Origin of the sequence: Bowmanella denitrificans (genome assembly GCF_002887595.1) — a bacterium.
GTDB lineage: Bacteria > Pseudomonadota > Gammaproteobacteria > Enterobacterales > Alteromonadaceae > Bowmanella > Bowmanella denitrificans.
Genome location: NZ_PEBU01000002.1, coordinates 434,508 through 452,661, shown reverse-complemented (window position 1 = coordinate 452,661; position 18,154 = coordinate 434,508). Strand labels below are relative to the sequence as shown.

General features: G+C 52.4%; 14 protein-coding genes. 9 read left to right on the top strand and 5 right to left on the bottom strand.

Features of this window, described 5'->3' with window-relative positions; genetic code table 11:
- Positions 1-89 precede the first annotated feature (89 nt).
- The 5 genes from CSR04_RS05530 to CSR04_RS05510 all read left to right on the top strand — a co-directional run bounded on the left by CSR04_RS05530 (position 90) and on the right by CSR04_RS05510 (position 3,986).
- Positions 90-959 carry a mechanosensitive ion channel family protein gene (locus CSR04_RS05530; protein ID WP_102795256.1) on the top strand — a complete coding sequence of 290 codons (870 nt, stop codon included), beginning with the start codon at positions 90-92 and terminating at the stop codon, positions 957-959.
- Positions 952-1,782 (top strand): magnesium transporter MgtE N-terminal domain-containing protein, encoded by an 831-nt coding sequence (locus CSR04_RS05525; RefSeq protein ID WP_102795255.1) that lies wholly within the window; start codon positions 952-954, stop codon positions 1,780-1,782. Before CSR04_RS05530 ends, CSR04_RS05525 begins: the two co-directional genes overlap by 8 nt.
- Complete coding sequence (locus CSR04_RS05520; RefSeq protein ID WP_102795254.1) at positions 1,779-3,113, top strand: magnesium transporter; 1,335 nt, start codon at positions 1,779-1,781, stop codon at positions 3,111-3,113. The genes CSR04_RS05525 and CSR04_RS05520 overlap by 4 nt, the downstream gene beginning before the upstream one ends.
- Positions 3,114-3,370: 257 nt before the next feature.
- Positions 3,371-3,778: a hypothetical protein gene (locus tag CSR04_RS05515; protein WP_146027106.1), complete on the top strand. Its 408-nt coding sequence runs from the start codon at positions 3,371-3,373 to the stop codon at positions 3,776-3,778.
- Positions 3,762-3,986, top strand: coding sequence for a helix-turn-helix transcriptional regulator (locus CSR04_RS05510; protein ID WP_102795252.1), 225 nt, complete (start codon positions 3,762-3,764; stop codon positions 3,984-3,986). The genes CSR04_RS05515 and CSR04_RS05510 overlap by 17 nt, the downstream gene beginning before the upstream one ends.
- A 178-nt stretch (positions 3,987-4,164) precedes the next feature.
- Here CSR04_RS05510 and CSR04_RS05505 read toward each other — a convergent pair whose 3' ends face one another.
- The 4 genes from CSR04_RS05505 to CSR04_RS05490 form a co-directional block, all read right to left on the bottom strand.
- Positions 4,165-4,536 carry a hypothetical protein gene (locus CSR04_RS05505; protein WP_102795251.1) on the bottom strand — a complete coding sequence of 124 codons (372 nt, stop codon included), beginning with the start codon at positions 4,534-4,536 and terminating at the stop codon, positions 4,165-4,167.
- 213 nt (positions 4,537-4,749) lie between these two features.
- Entirely contained in the window at positions 4,750-7,341 is a 2,592-nt protein-coding gene (locus CSR04_RS05500; protein ID WP_102795250.1) for a M14 family zinc carboxypeptidase, read from the bottom strand.
- A gap of 13 nt (positions 7,342-7,354) precedes the next feature.
- Positions 7,355-8,932: an N-acyl-D-amino-acid deacylase family protein gene (locus CSR04_RS05495; protein WP_102795249.1), complete on the bottom strand. Its 1,578-nt coding sequence runs from the start codon at positions 8,930-8,932 to the stop codon at positions 7,355-7,357.
- 58 nt (positions 8,933-8,990) lie between these two features.
- Positions 8,991-12,011: a TonB-dependent receptor domain-containing protein gene (locus tag CSR04_RS05490; protein ID WP_172449241.1), complete on the bottom strand. Its 3,021-nt coding sequence runs from the start codon at positions 12,009-12,011 to the stop codon at positions 8,991-8,993.
- A 376-nt stretch (positions 12,012-12,387) separates the two neighbouring features.
- Here CSR04_RS05490 and CSR04_RS05485 point away from each other — a divergent pair, with 376 nt between their 5' ends.
- The 3 genes from CSR04_RS05485 (at position 12,388) to CSR04_RS05470 (ending at position 15,417) form a co-directional block, all read left to right on the top strand.
- Complete coding sequence (locus tag CSR04_RS05485; protein WP_102795247.1) at positions 12,388-13,266, top strand: LysR family transcriptional regulator; 879 nt, start codon at positions 12,388-12,390, stop codon at positions 13,264-13,266.
- Between the two features lie 368 nt (positions 13,267-13,634).
- Positions 13,635-15,026, top strand: a complete 1,392-nt coding sequence (locus CSR04_RS05475; RefSeq protein WP_102795245.1) for a DEAD/DEAH box helicase — start codon at positions 13,635-13,637, stop codon at positions 15,024-15,026.
- Positions 15,027-15,102: 76 nt separating this feature from the next.
- Complete coding sequence (locus CSR04_RS05470; RefSeq protein WP_102795244.1) at positions 15,103-15,417, top strand: hypothetical protein; 315 nt, start codon at positions 15,103-15,105, stop codon at positions 15,415-15,417.
- 268 nt (positions 15,418-15,685) lie between these two features.
- On the opposite strand, the gene CSR04_RS05465 is transcribed toward CSR04_RS05470, so the two are convergent.
- Positions 15,686-17,116 carry a YfcC family protein gene (locus CSR04_RS05465; RefSeq protein ID WP_102795243.1) on the bottom strand — a complete coding sequence of 477 codons (1,431 nt, stop codon included), beginning with the start codon at positions 17,114-17,116 and terminating at the stop codon, positions 15,686-15,688.
- Positions 17,117-17,256: 140 nt separating this feature from the next.
- Here CSR04_RS05465 and CSR04_RS05460 point away from each other — a divergent pair, with 140 nt between their 5' ends.
- A complete protein-coding gene (locus CSR04_RS05460; protein ID WP_172449240.1) occupies positions 17,257-18,108 on the top strand; it encodes a substrate-binding periplasmic protein in 852 nt (283 codons plus the stop codon).
- The last annotated feature ends 46 nt before the right edge of the window (positions 18,109-18,154 follow it).

The following is an 18,154-nucleotide window of genomic DNA, read 5'->3' as shown; positions in this document are numbered from 1 at the left end:
ACACATACTTTACTTAGAATACAAACACATGGAAATCGAAATGGTATCGGCAGTATAAACTGATACCAGACAACGACAGAGAAGCCGCTATGACCCAAAACGTCTCAACTGATTTGCAATCTGCCGTTACCGGCCTGTATGCCCAGCTACTGGATTACCTGGTGGCTTATATGCCGCAATTACTAGGCGCTGTACTTCTGGTGCTGGCGGGCTGGCTGGTAGCCTGGTTGCTATCACGCTTTACCTTGTCGCTGATCCGCTTGCTTAACAGAGTGCTGACGGTATTAACCCCGGCCTCTTTGCGCGAAAAGGGCCTGGAGATTAAGGGGCACCACTCACAGTTGGCCAGTAAGATTATTTTCTGGCTGGTGATGCTGTTCTTTGTCGCCGCCTCCACCTCGATTCTGGGGCTGGATCTGTTTGCTTCCTGGCTGGGTGGCCTGCTGGCCTATCTGCCAAAGCTACTGGCCGGGCTGCTGATTATTCTCGGTGGCTATTTGCTGGGCAATTTGCTCAGCACCATGGCCCGCGCCACCGCCGAATCTGCCGGGCTGCCCCGGGCCTTGTGGATAGCGGCATCAACCAAATTTGCCGTGATTTTCACTGCGCTGGTTATCGGTATTGAACAGCTTGGCATTAATATTCACTTTATCACCACCTTAGTGATCGTACTGGCCGGGGTGCTGGGCTTTGGCCTGGCACTGGCATTTGGCCTGGGCAGTCGCGATCTTATCGCCAATGTGGTGGGTGCACGCCAGGCACGTAAACATTGCCATATCCACGACCAGGTACAGATTGGTGAAACCCGCGGCACTTTGGTGGAAGTGACCGACACCATGCTGGTGCTGGAAACCGAGCAAGGCCGCCATTTGATCCCGGCCCGGCACTGGCTGGAGCAAGCCAGTTGTGTGCTGAAAAATCGTACCACCCAGCCAGCGGGGGAAAAACCGGATGCATAATGCCAAATTAGCGCTGGCCCTGCATTTTCTGGAAGAAGAGCCGCAGGCCGCCGCGCGTAAGCTGGAACTGCAGGATGCCGACTATATTGCCGCCCTGCTGGAAAAGGCCCCGGCCCAGGTGGCGGCCAGGGTGCTCGCTGCCATGTTACCGGTCTTTGCTGCGCCGGTTTTGCTGGCACTGGACACGGAAGAAGCCGCGCGTTTGTTAAAGGTACTGAACAACGCCGATATTGCTGCGCTGCTGCGCCAGCTTGCAGAGAAGGACCGGCATAAACAACTGGCGCTGCTGCCACTAAAAAAACAAAGCGCCTGTTTATTGCTGTTAAGTTACCCCGACTACACGCTGGGGGCCTGGACCGAGACCGATCTGTTGGTACTGGATGAACAGATGGATGTGGCCGATGCCATGCTCAGGCTGAAAAAACGTGCTTTTTCGGAAACCGGCGATATTTATGTGGTTAATGACAAACGCCAGATTCGCGGCAGGCTGTCGATTTATGCGCTGCTACGCGCCGCCAATAACCAGCCAGTGCACCGACTGATGCAACCGTTAGAACAAAGCGTCAGTGGTTTTACCGAGCTTTCTGCCGCCCTTAAACTGGACATCTGGCAACGCCAGGACACCGTAGCGGTGATTAACCAGCAACAGGAGCTGCTGGGGATTATTCACCACCACCAGTTGCGCCATGCCTTAACCCGCTCTGCGGTCAGCGCCCCGCTTGAACCTTTACCTGGCGATATTCTGGGGGCTTATGGTGCCTCAATTAATGCCCTGCTCGATTTAATTGCGCCGATTGAAGCGACCAAACAGGAGGCAAAATGAACGCACTGGAAAAACGCCTGGACAGCGCCGCTGAGCAGCTTAGCCAAACCTTTATGGCCAACTACCCGCAAAAAAGCGCCCGTCATTTAGAGCCGCTGGACGCCGAAGAAGCCGCAGAGCTGTTACAAAGCCAGCCTCTGCATGTGATTGCCGGGCTATGGAAATACCTGCCGGCCGGCACCTCGGATGCGATTTTCAGCGCCCTGCCCCAGCCGCTGGCCGCCAGGCTGATCGCCTATCTGGACAGCCATCTGGCCATCAGCCTGTTAAGCCGCCTGGAGACAGAACGCCGCCAGGCTCTGATGGAAGACCTTAAAGCCGAGCACGCCACCCTGGTCAGTGAATACCAAAGCCTGCTCGAATACCCGGAAGACACCGCCGCGCGCATGATGACCACCAAAGTGCAGGCGTTTTCCGGCGATATTAGTGCATCCGATGCCCTGGCGATTTTACGGCGTAATCAGATTAAAGCCCTGGATACCCTGTATATACTGGATGGCAATCAGCAGCCCAGTGGCGAACTGTCGATACAGGAGCTGATCCTGGCACCGCCCAACAGCCAGATGATGGACCTGGCCAAACCGCTGCGTACCACCTTAAGCGCCCTGGATGACAAAGACATGGTCATAGAGCGCTTTGAGGGCTTTCGCTGTCGCAATATTCCGGTGCTGGACCCACAGGGCCAGTTAATCGGCAGTATTGGCTACTTTGATGTGTATCAGTCCACCAAAGAAGACTTAGCCGCCGACCTGCAAACCATGGTGGGTGTGAGTAAGGAAGAAAAAGCCCTGTCCAGCAGTTGGTTTGCCTTTAGCAAACGCCAGCCCTGGCTGCAGATTAACCTGCTCACCGCCTTTGCCGCGGCCGCGGTAGTAGGCGCGTTTGAAGGCCTGATTGCCCAGGTCACCGCCCTGGCCATTTTGCTGCCGGTGGCTGCCGGGCAGTCCGGTAATGCCGGAGCGCAGGCCCTGGCGGTTACCATGCGCGGCTTGACGTTAAGGGAAATCACCACCAAACACTGGCGTAAAGTGCTGTTTAAGGAAATGGCCGCCGGTGCCATGAACGGGGTGGTGATCGCCATAACCTGCGCCATTGGCGTATATGTATGGAGTCAGTCCATTGGCCTGGCGCTGGTCATTGCCCTGGCCATGGTCAGTTCACTGGTGATCGCCTGCAGCGCCGGGGCACTGGTGCCTATTGTGCTGAAAAAGGCCGGGCTGGATCCGGCTCAGTCCTCATCCATCGTGCTGACTACCATCACGGATATCGCCGGTTTTATGTCGTTTCTGGGCATTGCCCTGTTACTGGCGGATATGCTGCCTAAGGGCTGAGGACAAAATAACCATTGGAGGACATGCAAAATCCATGTCCCATGGCTGCCCGTTATTAGCCCTTCGTTTTTCTCAGCAGAGCGCTGGTCGACATGCTTTCCCATAGTACGGCGTTAATTTACTGGCGACTTTTTCATTTATTGTCAGGTTGACTTGACATAATCAAGTTATCACGACAATATGTAAAACACACCTTACATATTGTCAGGTTATTGAGTCACTTTATATGCCAATTTAGCAAGTTCACCAAGGAACATATGATGAAAGAAAAGTCTCGAGATACATCGTTCAGTAAGCGCTTTATGGCTGCTATGGCGCTATTTCTGGTTCTGATAGCGATACAGACGTTTTCGTTGGAACTGGCAGACATGCCGACCTGGCTGCAGGTGGTTGTCACCTTACTACCTGTTACGCCACTTATTTGGGCATTTGTTTTATTCCGGGAACGCTACCGTGCGCTCGATGAATATATGAAAGCCCTGACCGGCGAGGCGTTTTTATGGATGATTGGCATACTCTGCTTTTCATCATTTATTTACGGTATGCTGGCCATGAAGTTTACCCTGCCCCCAGTGAATTTGGCATTGGTGCTACCGGTGGTTTTTGGTGGTCATGGTCTGATCCTGCAGCTTCTTATTTGGAAAGATAATGGACAATCGAATTAAAGTACTCCGGGCTGAGCGGGATTGGTCGCAGCAGACACTGGCAGACAAGCTCGGTGTATCAAGACAAGCGGTAAACGCGGTGGAAAGAGGCAAACACGATCCCTCATTACAACTGGCATTCGATATTGCCAGTCAGTTTAACCTGCGTATAGAAGAGGTTTTTTTCCCAATAACAAAATCGGCAACCGAAGACAAAGCGTCAGCGTAGAATCAATACAAAAAGGATTCCGCCAACAAACCGTAACGGTGAGTATTTCCCGCAATGCTCACCGTATTTCTGTATAAAATTGTTCGGCAAAAAACGGGGTAACCTGTTCTGTTTCGTCCTGCCAAGATATATTCCTTAATATATTTTTTTCGCTAATAAAGACAGGCACGCATAAATTTTATTTTGCTGCATTTTTACTTTGCATATTAGACAGGTAAAAAACACCATCAAGCTTTTTCAATCTGTATGTCAGGTTAACATGCTCGCCGTCTTTGGCTACCAGGGTAGTAATAACACATTCATTTGGCTCACAGCTTTGCTCAAACACAGCGTCAGTCAATTCCACTCCGGAAAACCAATCTTCAATAACAGAAAACCCCATGCCGCTTAGCTGATGACGTTTGGAAGGCAGCCAATACTGCAATGCCGCGGCATTGTGACCCTTATTCAATAAATCTTGATGGGCCTTGACTGTCGATATAGGGTCAGGCTGATTTTCAGATGCACTTAACGAGAAGGAAAACACACAAAATAACAAATACTTAAACATCGAACGCTCCTTGTACGGTGAATATATGAACTGAATTCTTTTTTCAGCATGGTTGCCAAATCAGACCAGTCAGTCTTGCTTAACTACGCCGAGTTTAGTATCCATGCTGAAGACCACGGTGGCAAGGTGGGAATGTCTTAATGTCTATGTTGTGAATAACAGGTGTGATTTAAACGTAAAAGGCCCCTGATTTACAGAGGCCGATGGATGTCGTCAGGACCTTGGCTTCTCAAACGCCCCGGAGAAAAACAAACTGTTCATAAACAATTTTTCGGTGCCATAAAAATAGGCGCGGAAATTAGGGTTATCGGCAAACAGAATCACCGCCCCTTTACCCTTAGGCTCCGCCACCAACATGGCTTTACCGGCCAATTGTTGCTGATTCTCCTCGGAGGCAAAGCCGCTTAGCAAAGGCTTGTCGGCGATTTTGACTACCGTGGCAAAGGGATTTTTCGGCGGCTCAAAGGCCAGCAGGGTATTGCGCTGACTGGCAATCAGGCGCTGCGCATAGCCGTAGCCTAAGGGATGACTGATATCCAGATCGCCCGCCATAATGGCGCCGCCAATAATATCCTGAGCTTCGGCATGTTCTTTGTCCGCATAGTCAATACGCGGAGCACTGGCCAGCTTGCCTTTACTGATTCTGACCGGGCTGAGATCCAGTAGTTTCTGTCCGGCCCATTTTGCGCCGTCACGAATGCCAACCACGGTACCACCGTCTTTTACCCAGCCATCAATTTTCTGCACGGTTTTGTCAGCCACATCACTGTAACTGCCGCCCACCAGAATCAAATGGCTGTAGTCCTTTAAATTGACCCAGGCCAGCTTGTCTTTATGCAGTAATACCACCGGCATGTGCATACGCTTGTCCAGCAAGTGCCAGACTTCGCCGGCGTCATACTGAGAAACCCCCTCGCCTATCACCAGCAAAACCTTAGGCTGGTTTACTTCCAGCATCATATTGCTGCCCAGATCCATGCCCACGCTATCGGTATAAGAGGTGCCCACCGCATACACATCGATGCCGTCTTCACGGGCAATGGTTGTCATCAGCTGATGCAAGGCGCTTGCCTCTGCCCCGCCTTGCCAGCCCACCGGCATGACCACACTGCCACGTCCCAGTGTTACTTTGCCTTTGTCACTGTTGGTGCCCAAAGGTTCAGTGGTGATTCTGGGGCGATAGCCAGCCTCCAGCAGACGATACAAGGCGCGCGGTGCATAATAGTTACGCCAGTCAAACACATAGGCGACCTGCGCGTTAGCCGGGGCCGGTTTGGCCGGGAAACTGGCCTCAACCTTTTCGGCGGTCTTGTAGGAACGGCTGGTTAACGGCGCGTAATCCACACCAAACGCCAGTGGCATGGTCCAGCCGGACACATCGTAAAAGGTATTGTTTTCAAAGCGGGTAATACGCTCGAACATGCCCTTGATCATACGATAGGTTGGTTGGTTGGTTTCCACCACATAGGCGTTGTCTGCCAGGAAGGTTTTGCCATCAACGTTTATGTCGCGGGCCAGACGTTTAACCTCAATCTGATTACGCCTTAGCAGCTCAAGAAAGTGAAAGGCGCGTGCCTCATCGCCTGGCACGGCAAACACATAGGCCTTGGTTTTATCATCCCTGGCAAGCTGTTCGGTGGCATCAGCAAACTTGCGCTGAAAACTAAGCAATGCCTGACGCTTTGACACAGCGCTGTCCAGCAGCGCAATACCCACCCGGTACTGGGTACGAATATTGTCCCTGAACGACAACAAACCACGGGGGGTATCCAGTAAGCCGGCCGAGCTGGCCTGTTCAAACAAAATACCCAGACTGCCATACAGATGCGGATAGGTTGCGCCCTTGCCAATATAGAAGTTGTCGTAAGATTCTTCGTTAAAATACAGACGCGCTTCGCTGTCCATAAAATCACGCGGCCCCTGTACCACATCAGACAATAGCGCCATAGCGTCTTTACCGATTAGCGGAAAGACCCGATCAGGGGCACCAGGATGGAAATAATAGGACTTGTGCGACTGCATTTCATGAAAGTCGGCCACCATGTTCGGCCGCCACTGATGAAACTTAGCCACCCAGCCAACCGGCTCGGGGTGCTGTTGCATCATCCACTGACGGTTTAAGTCAAACCAGTAGTGGTTGGTACGCCCCGACGGCCAGGGTGAGCCATGCAATGCACTGACCCGGTCGGTAACCGGCGTGTTGGCAGCAAAGGTCCAGTTCCAGGCCGATTCGCGGCTGTTGCCGTCCGGGTTAAAGCTGGCGGTGAGCAGAATCACACTATGCTGCAAAATACGCTCGATTTGCCCGCCCTGGGCGGCCGCCAGATGGTAAGCCACCGGCATTGCGGCATCGTTAGAACTGACTTCACCGCCGTGAACACCATAATTCACCCAGCTTATCACCGGCATATCGTCATTAATTGGTTGTTTGCTGCCAGGCTGTTGCAGGGCCAGATGCTGCTGGCGGATCTGTTCAAGACGGGCCAGATTTTCCGGACTACTGATAGTCAGGGTTACGATGGGACGATTTTCGTGACTACGGGCAATCACTTCGTATTGCACCCGGTCGGATTTTTCCGCCAGCAGTTTCAGGTAAGCCACCATCAGATCATTGCGGGCCATATGCTGGCCAAGGGGGTGCTGCAGAAATGCCTCAGGGGTGGGAATAGCGCTATTAAAACTGACATCCTCAGGATAAAAGGCCTGCTGGTCCCGTTCATCTGCTGCCACATGCCAGCACAACGCCGCGCCTGCCATCAGCAGGCCCAGCTTCAGGGTACGGGTAAATCGGATTTTCAACATCATTGCTCTGCTTCTGTTATATTTTTTTACGTAACGCCTGACCGGCCAATTTTCCGGTCAGTTCACCTTCTTGAATTGCGACCTGACCATTCACCAACAGCCACTGCACACCCTGACTTAATACTTCAGGGTGCATATAATCGGCTTTAGGCGCATAAGATTTAGCATCAAACAGCACCAAATCTGCAGCATAGCCGGGGGCAATCTGGCCGCGTCCTGTCAGGCCAAAGATCTGCGCAGTTTTGCTGCTGGAGCGCTGAATAAATTCCCCCAGGCTCAGCAGCTTTTTGCCCTGTACATAGTCCTGGTACTTTTTCGGGAAAGACGCGTATTTGCGCGGGTGTCCCGGGCTGCCATCGGATGAAGTCACCACCCAGTCCTGGCGCATAAAGGCTTCAATATCCTGATCCGCCATATTGAAGCTGGCCACCCTGGCATTACCGCCCAGAATAATCTGCAATGCCGCATCTATGGGCGATACACCACGCTCAGTGGCAATCTGAGCCAGGGTTTTGCCACGTAACTCACCGGCAGTCGGGTCGCTAATCAGCAAAGAGTCAGCGCCACCGCGGCGACGCAGATTATCCAGCATTTCTACCCTGATACCCGGTAGCTGGGCAGGGTCTTTAAGCCTGGCGTGGTATTCTTCCTTGCTGCCAGCCAGTGCCCAGCGCGGCATCAGCGCCCCGGCCACACTGGTGCCGGAGGCTTTCCAGGGGTATTGATCAGCCGTGACAATAAGCCCATTGGCATGGGCTTGCTGCACCATCTGAATAATGGTTTTACTTTCCCCCCAAACATCCACTCCCAGGGCTTTCAAATGCGCCAGATGCACCGGAATATGTGCATCGCGGGCGATATCCAGCACTTCCTGTACTGCCGCCACCAAGCCAACATGGTAGCTGCTTTCATCACGAATGTGGCTGTCATACACCCCGCCAAATCGTGCGGCCACCTTGGCCAGTGCCACCACTTCGGCGGTATCGGCATAATTACCCGGAACATAGTAAAGCCCGGTAGACAGCCCCAGCGCCCCCTGCTGCATGGCATTTGCCACCAGGGTTTGCATCTGCTTAAGTTCTTCGGTGCTGGCATGGCGGTTTTCACGCCCCATCACAGCGGTGCGAACCGCACCATGACCAACGTACAACGCCACATTGCTGCCAATGCCCTGCTGCTCGTAGCGGTCAAGTACCTCACCGACATTAATCTTGCCACCACCGTCGTTGCCGCAAAATACCGTGGTAACCCCCTGGGTCAGGTAATTGGCGTTCAGATTGGGCTGGCCCTTGTCAAAGTCGTTGCAGGCATGGGTATGCGGGTCGATAAAACCCGGTGCAACCACTAAGTCGCTGGCGTCAATACGCTGGCGTGCCTGCGTGTTTTGTGGTTCCCGTTTAGCCACCTGAACAATTTTGCCTTTATCCACCAGCACCACACCGGCCAGGGGGCCGCTGCCATCACCAGGATAAATAGCATTGCTGTGGATCACATAATCCACGCTAGCGGCACTGGCCACACCGCCAGCGGCCAGCCATGCCACGCACAGCGCTGTTTTAATAGCAACACCAAGTGGCGAAATTTTGTTGAGCATAGGAGTACTCCTCAAACAAACAAAGGGCGAATACTCGCCCTTGTCGGATAACATCAGATTAGAAAAAGTTTGCCTGTAACGAGACGTAGAAATAACGCCCTTCGGAACTGTGCAGGCTGGCGTCATAACCGTAGGTTTCATCAGCCAGTGGCGGCTCGCGGTCAAACAGATTCCTGACTCCGACCCGCACCCGCATACCGTCCATCGCACCCTCATCAAAGCTGTACTGGCCGTACAGACTCAGGGTGTTCCAGGAAGATACATGCCAGTATTCGCCGGTTTCGTCATGCACGGCACTGGTGTCATAAAAATCCCCCACATACTTGGCATGCATGCCAGCACCCCAGTTGTCATAACGCCAGGTCACAGTGCCGGATGCCTGCCACTCGGGGCGACCATCCATTTCAATCATGTCGCCCACGTCATCCAGGGCCAGTCCCAGACTGGCCAGCTTGGCAGATTCTTCGTCCACGCTTTGATAGGCTTTCAACAGCTTGGCACCGTTGAGTTTAAAATCAAAGTCACCCCAGGCGGTGCGATTAAGCTTGTAGTAAATGCCCAGATCCAGCCCTTCGGTGGTGCGTGAATCGAGGTTTTCAAACAGGCCGTAGATATCCATCATATCGCCCACAGCTTCCAGGCCAGAGCCGGCAAAAAAGGCTATGTCGTCGGCGGTGGCGGCGGACCGAATCACATTGGGGTTGCTCGAACCATTCATACGATAGTAGTAATCCAGATCGGCAATATTCTGATAAGAGCGGATCCCCACCAGATCTTCCTGCTCTATGCGCCAGAAATCTGCGGTCAGGGTCAGGTTATCGACAAAAGCCGGGGTATACACCATACCAACGCCATAGTTGTAGTCTTTCTCTGGCTTCAGGTCCGGGTTACCGAGACGGATATTCTCGATACTGTCGGTGCCGCTACAGGCGCTCAGGCTGTCGATTTCGCCTTTGTTCACCCTGGCCTGACAGCGATAGTAGTCCACCGGATAGTTCACTCTGTTGGTGCGCGCAGTGTGCAACTGCTCCAGGTTCGGGGCGCGGAAGCCTTCTGCATACGACGCCCGCACCTGCAGACTCTTCACCGGGTACCAGGACAGCACTGCTTTGGGCTTAAACACGCTACCCACATCGTTGTATTTTTCGTAACGACCAGCCAGTTGGAAGTCCAGTTTATCTACCAGTGGGATCGCCATATCAGGGCTAATCAAAGGGCCCGCCAATTCCACAAAGGCTGAAAACACATTGCGCGAACCGTCGGCATCAGGCTGGCCACTGGAGCCCATCACATCGGTTTCGTACAAGGTCCCGGTGACGGCATCCTGATAGGCGATGGTGCCGTCCAGACGATCATCATAGTCATTTTCAAAGCTTTCATAGCGCCATTCGGTGCCGATGGCGACACCGACATTGCCGGCAGGTAAGCTAAACAAATTGGCGTTTGACAACTTGTAGTCCACCAACGCCAGGGCGGTTTCCCCGACCCGGCTGACATCAATCAGAAACGCATCGATGCTGGCCTGGCTGTTACAACTGGCCCCACAAAACGGGTTATAGGCACTGTCGTCCTGGCGGTTTACAGCCTGCTGGAACTTAGTCAGACTGGTACGGTTGTAGGTGGTGTCATCGGTTTTCGCCGCAGAATACAGCGCCGCACTGTCCCAGTCCCAGTTTCCAAAGCTGCCCCTGGCGCCTCCCAGCAAACGATAGGTTTGGTTCACTACATTGATCTTACGTACACCGGCATCCACCACACGATAGGCATCCACGGTCACATCCAGGCCTTCGGTGGGGATGTCATAACCCGCCAGACGGTTCACCCCTGAACCCAGCGGGTTCCAGTAAGCATCTTTGCTAATGGTCACAGGCGCTGACGTCAGGGTAGCGGTTTCGGCCCGCTGTGAATTAGACTCCGCCCAGTAGTAACTCAGTTCACCATAAAGCTCGGTGCCGCTGTCCATTTCATGGTTGATAAACATAAAGGCATTGGCCCGCTCGGTTTCAGGTAGCAAGGTGCGGCTGCCGTTGGTATCAAAATACTGATCGGCACTCACCGAACCGCTGTCTACACACAAACCGTTGGCCAGCACACATTGCTGGTTAGCGTCACTGCCGTCCAGCGGCTCGATATGAAACTGGCCGGCCGCCGTGGTTAAGCCGGCTACCCTTTGACTGGCAACAAAACGTCCCCAGGGTGTGGTACTGGACGTGTTGCGGAAATTGGTATCACCTTCCCAACTGGAGCCTTGCAGATAAGGGCGTAAGTCAGATGACGCAGAGTACGGCAGTTCAGAGGCCATCACTTCACTGGCATGATAGTAATTCATCGACAACGTGATATTGGTGGCCTGATCATTCAAATACCAGCCCCCCAGCATATTGGCATTGAGCTTATTACGGCTGATGTTTTCCGCATCACCGTACTGCACATCAAATCGGTAGCCGTCAAAGTCGCTGCGCATTTCACTGTTCACCACCCCGGCCACCGCATCTGAGCCATAAATGGCGGCGGCACCGTCATGTAACACTTCCACCCGGCGAATCCCCATCACCGGAATGGCGTTCATGTTCACTGTGGTAACAGGCACAGAGTTTTCGGTTTGTGAGCCAGGATGCTGCACCAGCCTGCGGCCATTTAACAGCACCAGGGTATTGCCGGTACCAATGCTGCGCAGATTAATAGACGCCACATCACCGCGTGAGGCATATACGCCGCTGACCACGTCGTTACCATTAAAGTTCACGTTGCCGTTAGACGGGATGGCGGCAAATAAATCGGCCCCGGATGTGGCCGCAATGGCATCAATATCTTTTTGATCCATCAGGGAAACAGGCAAGGCACCCGTGACATTCAGGCCTTTAATACTGGAGCCCACCACAATGACCTTCTCCAGATCCTGTTCCTGCTCTTTTTGCAGTTTCTCGGTGGTGGATTCGGCGCTTTGTACCTGGGCACCGGCCACTTGACGGCGCTCTACATCGTTTTGCTGTGCCAGCGCCAGATTACTGCCAAGAGCGCTGACAATACACAGAGCCACAGGGCTCAATTTACACTTGTTGCTGTTGGATGTTTTCATGACTATCCCCATTTGAGTTTGGCCACCGGTTCCAGGGCCTTATTGTTGTGTTGAGTCGCTATATCCACTCCATTAAACATTCATGAATAAACCGCTAGGGTGCAATTGATAGAAAATACCCATCTTATAACCTGTGGTTATGCCGTTATCCGGCGGCAGCGAACTATGCCACAGAGCACACCAGGCAACCACTTGACGCGCCAAACTGTCGAGATAACAGGTTAAATGTCAGGCTTTCCATAGGAAATAAGGGGTAATATCAGGTAAGCCCATAACCCTGGTTTATAGGGCTGAATACATTCGTTACACCGACACAAACAATAATGGTGCTAGCCTGCCCCGCCCAGTGACTGGCATTAAGCAATGAGGAATCAGCATGCGGCTCAGACATATCGAAGTTTTTCACTCGGTTTACACCACGGGTTCCATCACTGGCGCAGCGAAACTTCTTTTTGTGTCACAGCCTTCGGTCAGCAAAGTGTTGGCCCATGCTGAAATGCAGTTGGGGTTCCAGCTGTTTCACCGCAATAAGGGCCAGTTAATTCCTACCCAGGAAGCCGATATGCTGTTCACCGAGGTGGATAAAACTTATCGGCAACTGCGTTCTATCCGCAAAATGTCGGAAAATATCAAACGTAATGACTTTGGCCAGATTAACTTGGCCTTTACCCCGGCATTAGGATTTGAGGTGGTGCCTAAGGCACTGGCGAAGTTCCGTCAGGACCATCCCAATATCCGCTTTGATCTGGAAACCACCCATAACGATCAGGCCTTGCAGGCATTGACCGAGCATCGCTGCGATCTGGCATTGCTGTATTCCTCTCCGCCGATGCCGGGGGTAACCAAAATTGAATGCGGTGAGGGCGAGATTGTCATTTTGTACCCCAAGGCGCTGTTTCCCGAAGAGCCAACCGTACTAACCGCCGAGCAATTGGCCCAGACCGAACTGATTGGGATTTGGGACAGTGGCCCATTAGGGGAACTGGCCTATGACAGGCTCAGTAATGATGGCGTGGAAGTGCAGAGCAATTTGCAGGTTACTTCTTATTATGTGGCCGCCCGCCTGGTGGCACAGGGGCTTGGCTGCTGCACTATTGATAAGTTTACTGCATTGGGCAATTTGTCTGACAAAGTGGGTATGGCTTCGTTTGCTCCGCCTCTGACCTTTAAAATCAACGGCTTGTATCTGGAAAACCGCCCCCTGTCGAAAGTCAGCGAAGCCTTTCTGGCCTTTCTGAAAGCCGAAATGGTGTAAGCAAAGCCAAATACATATTAACCACAAAGGCACAGAGAACACGGAGAATGACTAAGCATAAATACGCATTGCTCTGTGCCATTGGTTTATTGCTAAAACACAAACTGGCCTGCGGCTGATACCGAATCCCTCTCGCAAAGACACAGGGGGCGCTAAGAAAACACCCAGAGTGATTCTTCCCTTAAACAACTCTGTGTGCTCTGTGACTCTGTGGTTGTCTTGTTACCAACTCTGCGGCTCTGCGAGAATTGACCTGGTCATTTTCGTGTTTTTCGTGACTTTCGTGGCAAACAAACAGGTAGGCCTTTTCTGGCTCAAAGCGGCCCAACAGCGTATACTTGCGGCAAATTTGCCAGCGGATCATTTCATTGCTTTTTTCCGACCTGCCCCTTGACCATAAACTGCTCCATAAACTGACCCTGAAAGGCTTTAATCAGGCCACTGACATTCAGGCCCAGGCTGTACCTCATGCCTTGCTGGGTAAGGATCTGATAGTGTCGTCCAAGACAGGTTCGGGTAAAACCCTGGCATATCTGGTGCCGGCTATTCAGCGCGTACTCAGAACCCGGCCGTTGTCGAAAAAAGATCCCCGGGTGCTGATATTGGCCCCTACCAGGGAGTTGGCCAAGCAGGTATTTTTGCAGTTACGCAACTTGCTGGATGGTCCCAGTGCTAATGTGGCATTGATTCTGGGCGGCGAGAATTTTAATGATCAGGTTAAAGCGCTGAAACGCAATCCGCAGTTTGTGGTGGGCACGGCGGGCCGTATTGCCGACCACCTGACGGACAAGTCATTGTTCCTAAATGGGCTGGAATTGCTGATCCTGGACGAAGCAGACCGCATGCTGGATTTAGGCTTTGCCCCGCAACTTAAACATATTCATGCCCGTGCCGATCACCGTAAACGTCAGACCATGATGTTCTCTGCCACCCTGGATAACGCCGAGCTGCATTACCTGACCCAAACCCTGCTCAAAGCACCGCAGCGCATCAGTCTTGGCAGTGCCGGGGAACAGCACCAGGATATAGAACAGCAATTTATTCTGGCCGACCATATCGAGCACAAAGAAGCCCTGCTTAAAGCCCTGCTGGACAAACAGGATTTTCGCCAGGCCATTTTGTTTACTGCCACCCGCGCCGATACCGAGCGGCTGGCCAAGCTGATGCAGGATTGGGGACTGACCAGTATTGCCTTGTCTGGCGAGCTGAATCAGTCGCAGCGCAGCAATATAATGAATGAATTTGCACGCGGCCATCATCAGATTCTGGTGACTACAGATGTGGCTTCTCGCGGTCTGGATTTGTTGAAAGTGTCTTTGGTGGTGAACTTTGATTTACCTAAGCTGGCCGAAGAATATGTGCATCGTATTGGCCGCACCGGGCGCGCCGGCAATAAAGGCAATGCCATTTCTCTGGTCGGTCCGAAAGACTGGGAAAGCTTTGTGGCAATTCGCGCGTTGCTGGAACAACAAATCGGCTTTACCAGTATTGAAGGCTTGCAAGGTAAGTTCAAAGGTCTTAAACCGGCCCGCAAGCCCGGCAAACAGCCAAAAGATCAGCAATCCGGACGTGGCGACAGCGTCTGGCAGCAGGCTCAGCCCAAGAAAAAGCGGATTAACACTATGACCGGGGTAGACGTAGGCGATCAGATGTTAATTAAGCGCAAGCCCAGAAAACCCCTCGACGAAGTACTGGATGACGACCAGGACGAAGTGATGCATGAGCCGCAACAACCCGAGGCCGATGATAAGCCTGAATAAAAATTTGTTATAAAGGCGCAGGGACTGAGACTAATGTTGAACTGTGTTAGCAATAATTAAGCGACAAGGATAAAGGATGACAGACGCCAATTTAACATCATTATCAACAGAAGAACTGCTGGATATGTTTGAACATGTGGATGACCAACGTCATCCACAGCAGGCCCAGGCTATCTTTATGGCGTTGCAGCAACGCGGTGCGCTGAATGACGCGTCATTGCAAGCACGTTATAGCCGAGACTCCGGCTGGCTAACTCAGCTTTGGCAATTGCCATTAAAACTTATCTTCTTTCCGCTGAGCATGCAGGAAAAACTGAGCCTGGCCGACGCCAGAGCCAAAGTCGCCAGACTGGCTGCTTACGCCCCACAGGCTGCGCCGCAACAACATTAATGACGCCCAAGTGTTCATCTGTGTTGCGATCTTTTTCGGCTGTATTGTCAGACTCAGATTCAACCCATGTTAGAGTTGTGGTTCAAACGTCGGACTTAAGTCCGACCTACACCAGGGGCTGTTTAATGACATCGCCGGGTTCAAGTCAGATTGCTGTGGGTTGGGCTTTAGCCCAACAATTAAACTTGAACTAAATGCGCTGACTTAACAGCATGAAATACCAGATAAAAACAAAAACGGGTGTCACCACCCGTTTTTTATTGCCGTTTTACTCCGCGCCCTGGCTGACTTCTGTTGCTACTTTGGGCTGCACATCATCGCCGTAGCCAAAACTGACGGCCAATACCAGTACCACGGCCGCGGCGGCCATCAGTTTGATCATCAATGGCAGGCAGAATCTGAACCACAGATGATAAGGCACTCCGGCCATACCAATAATCCCCATCAAGACCGCGTTGGTTGGCACAATCATATTGGAGAAACCATCGCCAAACTGATAAGCCAATACCGCCACCTGACGACTGACGCCAATCAAATCACCAACCGGCGCCATCAGTGGCATCGTTACATAGGCCTGGCCACTGCCAGAGGGAATAAACAGATTAAGTATGGTCTGGATCACCAGCATGCCTACCGCCGCCAGTTCAGCACCAAGGTGTGATAACGGCAGCGACATACCGTATACCAGGGAATGCAGGATTTGCCCGTCTTCCAGAATCAGGGCAATGCCGCGCGCCACCCCAATTAGCATGGCAGTAGTGGCGAGATCTTTCACCCCTTCAATAAATTGTCCGGCGGCTTTGTCTGCGCCCAGTTTACCCACCAGGGTGGTAAATATACCCCAGGCGATAAACACCCCACCCAGCTCATACAGATACCAATGTCGGGTAGCAATGCCCCATACAGCAATAACCAGTGCCGCCACAAATCCAAGCAGGATAACCTGATGGCGCCCGTTCAATTTTGGGTATTCACCCTGGTTGGTGCCGCTTAACGGACAAGGCAGGTCGCGGGTCAAAGAGGCATTCGGGTCCGCCAGCACATTCTTGCCGTAAGACCAGACATGATGAAAACCAATCAGCACAAAAGGCACAAAAATCGCCAGTCGCCATTCTAACCCAGAGTACACCGGCACACCGGCAATTTGCTGTGCGATCAGCACGGTAAAGGGATTGAAGGCCGACACCCCATAGCCGATGCCATAACCGGCAATGATCATACCCACTGCGGTCATGGCGTCCAGTCGCATTGCCTTACACAAGGCCACCAGAATCAGCACAAAAGGTATATACTCGCCGGCCGTGCCAATTGCTCCCGATGCCAGTGCAAAGCAAAACACCACCATAAAAATCAGCACATTGGGTTTATGACCAAAACGTTCCAGCAAACGGCCAATCAGGGCATCAATAGTGCCTGTGGCACGGGCAACAGATAGTACACCACCGACAATAAAGACAAAGAAAATCACATCCTGAGCCGCAGCCAAGGCGCGCGGAATGGCGGTCAAAAAATCCCAGGGCGTAAGAAAGTGACGGCTTTCACTCAACGTATAGGTGCCGGGCACCACCGTCTGCCGACCATTGTCAGCGGTTACCGTATCAAAGAAACCTTGCGGTACAACCCAGGTGGCCAGTAACGCTACCAGCATCATGCCAAGCAGCAATACCAATGTATGAGGAACCTTGAATCCTTGTTTCATCCGTTTAATTATGCTTTTGTTAAAGGTGTGCGGAGTCTACGCAAACTCGTTACGCTCGGCAATTGCAGCACTTTGGAAACTGTCAGGAAATGCCATCAAGGGGCACTTTATATAGCGTGCCCAAATGCGAGGGACAGGACATGCGCTACCTTTGGTTACTGAAGATACTGATGGGATTGATGGTGGGTGTTAAGACAGCCGTTGCTGTCTCATCAACCTTGATATATCCCCGCCAGGCCATGGAAAACACAGTTGATACAGATTATGCCGTGGTGCTGCTCAGCAGGGCTTTACAGGAAGCCGGGCTGAAACATTCATTGCAACCGTCCCGGGAAACCCTGGTGCAAAGTCGTGCGTTAAAGCAACTGCAGTTGGGAGACGGTATCGATGTGGCCTGGTCAATGACCAGTACCGAGCGGGAAAGTGCTCTGCAACCCGTACGTATTCCCATTTATAAAGGCCTGTATGGCTGGCGTTTGCTGATGATTAAGCCCGAGTCCCAGGTACAACTTACCCAGGTTAACAATCTGTCTGATCTTACCGCTCTGACGCTGATCCAGGGGCGTGGCTGGCCGGATACACATGTGCTGCAAGCCAATGGTGTGCGGGTTGCCGGTACACCACATACGGAAGACCTATTCGACATGTTGCAACGGCAACGGGGTATCGCATTTCCCCGTTCGGTATTGGAAATCTGGCGTGAACATGACTACCACCAGGGCCGCTTCGCGGTGGAGACGCATTTGGTATTGTATTACCCCACAGCCCTCTATTACTTCTTTCGCCCCTCTGACACATCGCTGGCTAACGAGGTAGAAAAAGGTCTGCGCAGATTGCTGGAAACCGGTGAATTTGACCGGCTATTTATGCAATACCATGGCGAAGATCTGGAAAAAGCCAAACTGCACCAGCGCACCATTATTCCGTTGTGGAACCCCTTGCTGCCTGCCCAAACGCCGTTAGAACAGGACAACTTATGGTACCGGCCATAACGGTATGTGTGACATCTGATCAGCCACAAGCAAAGTTCAACGCACG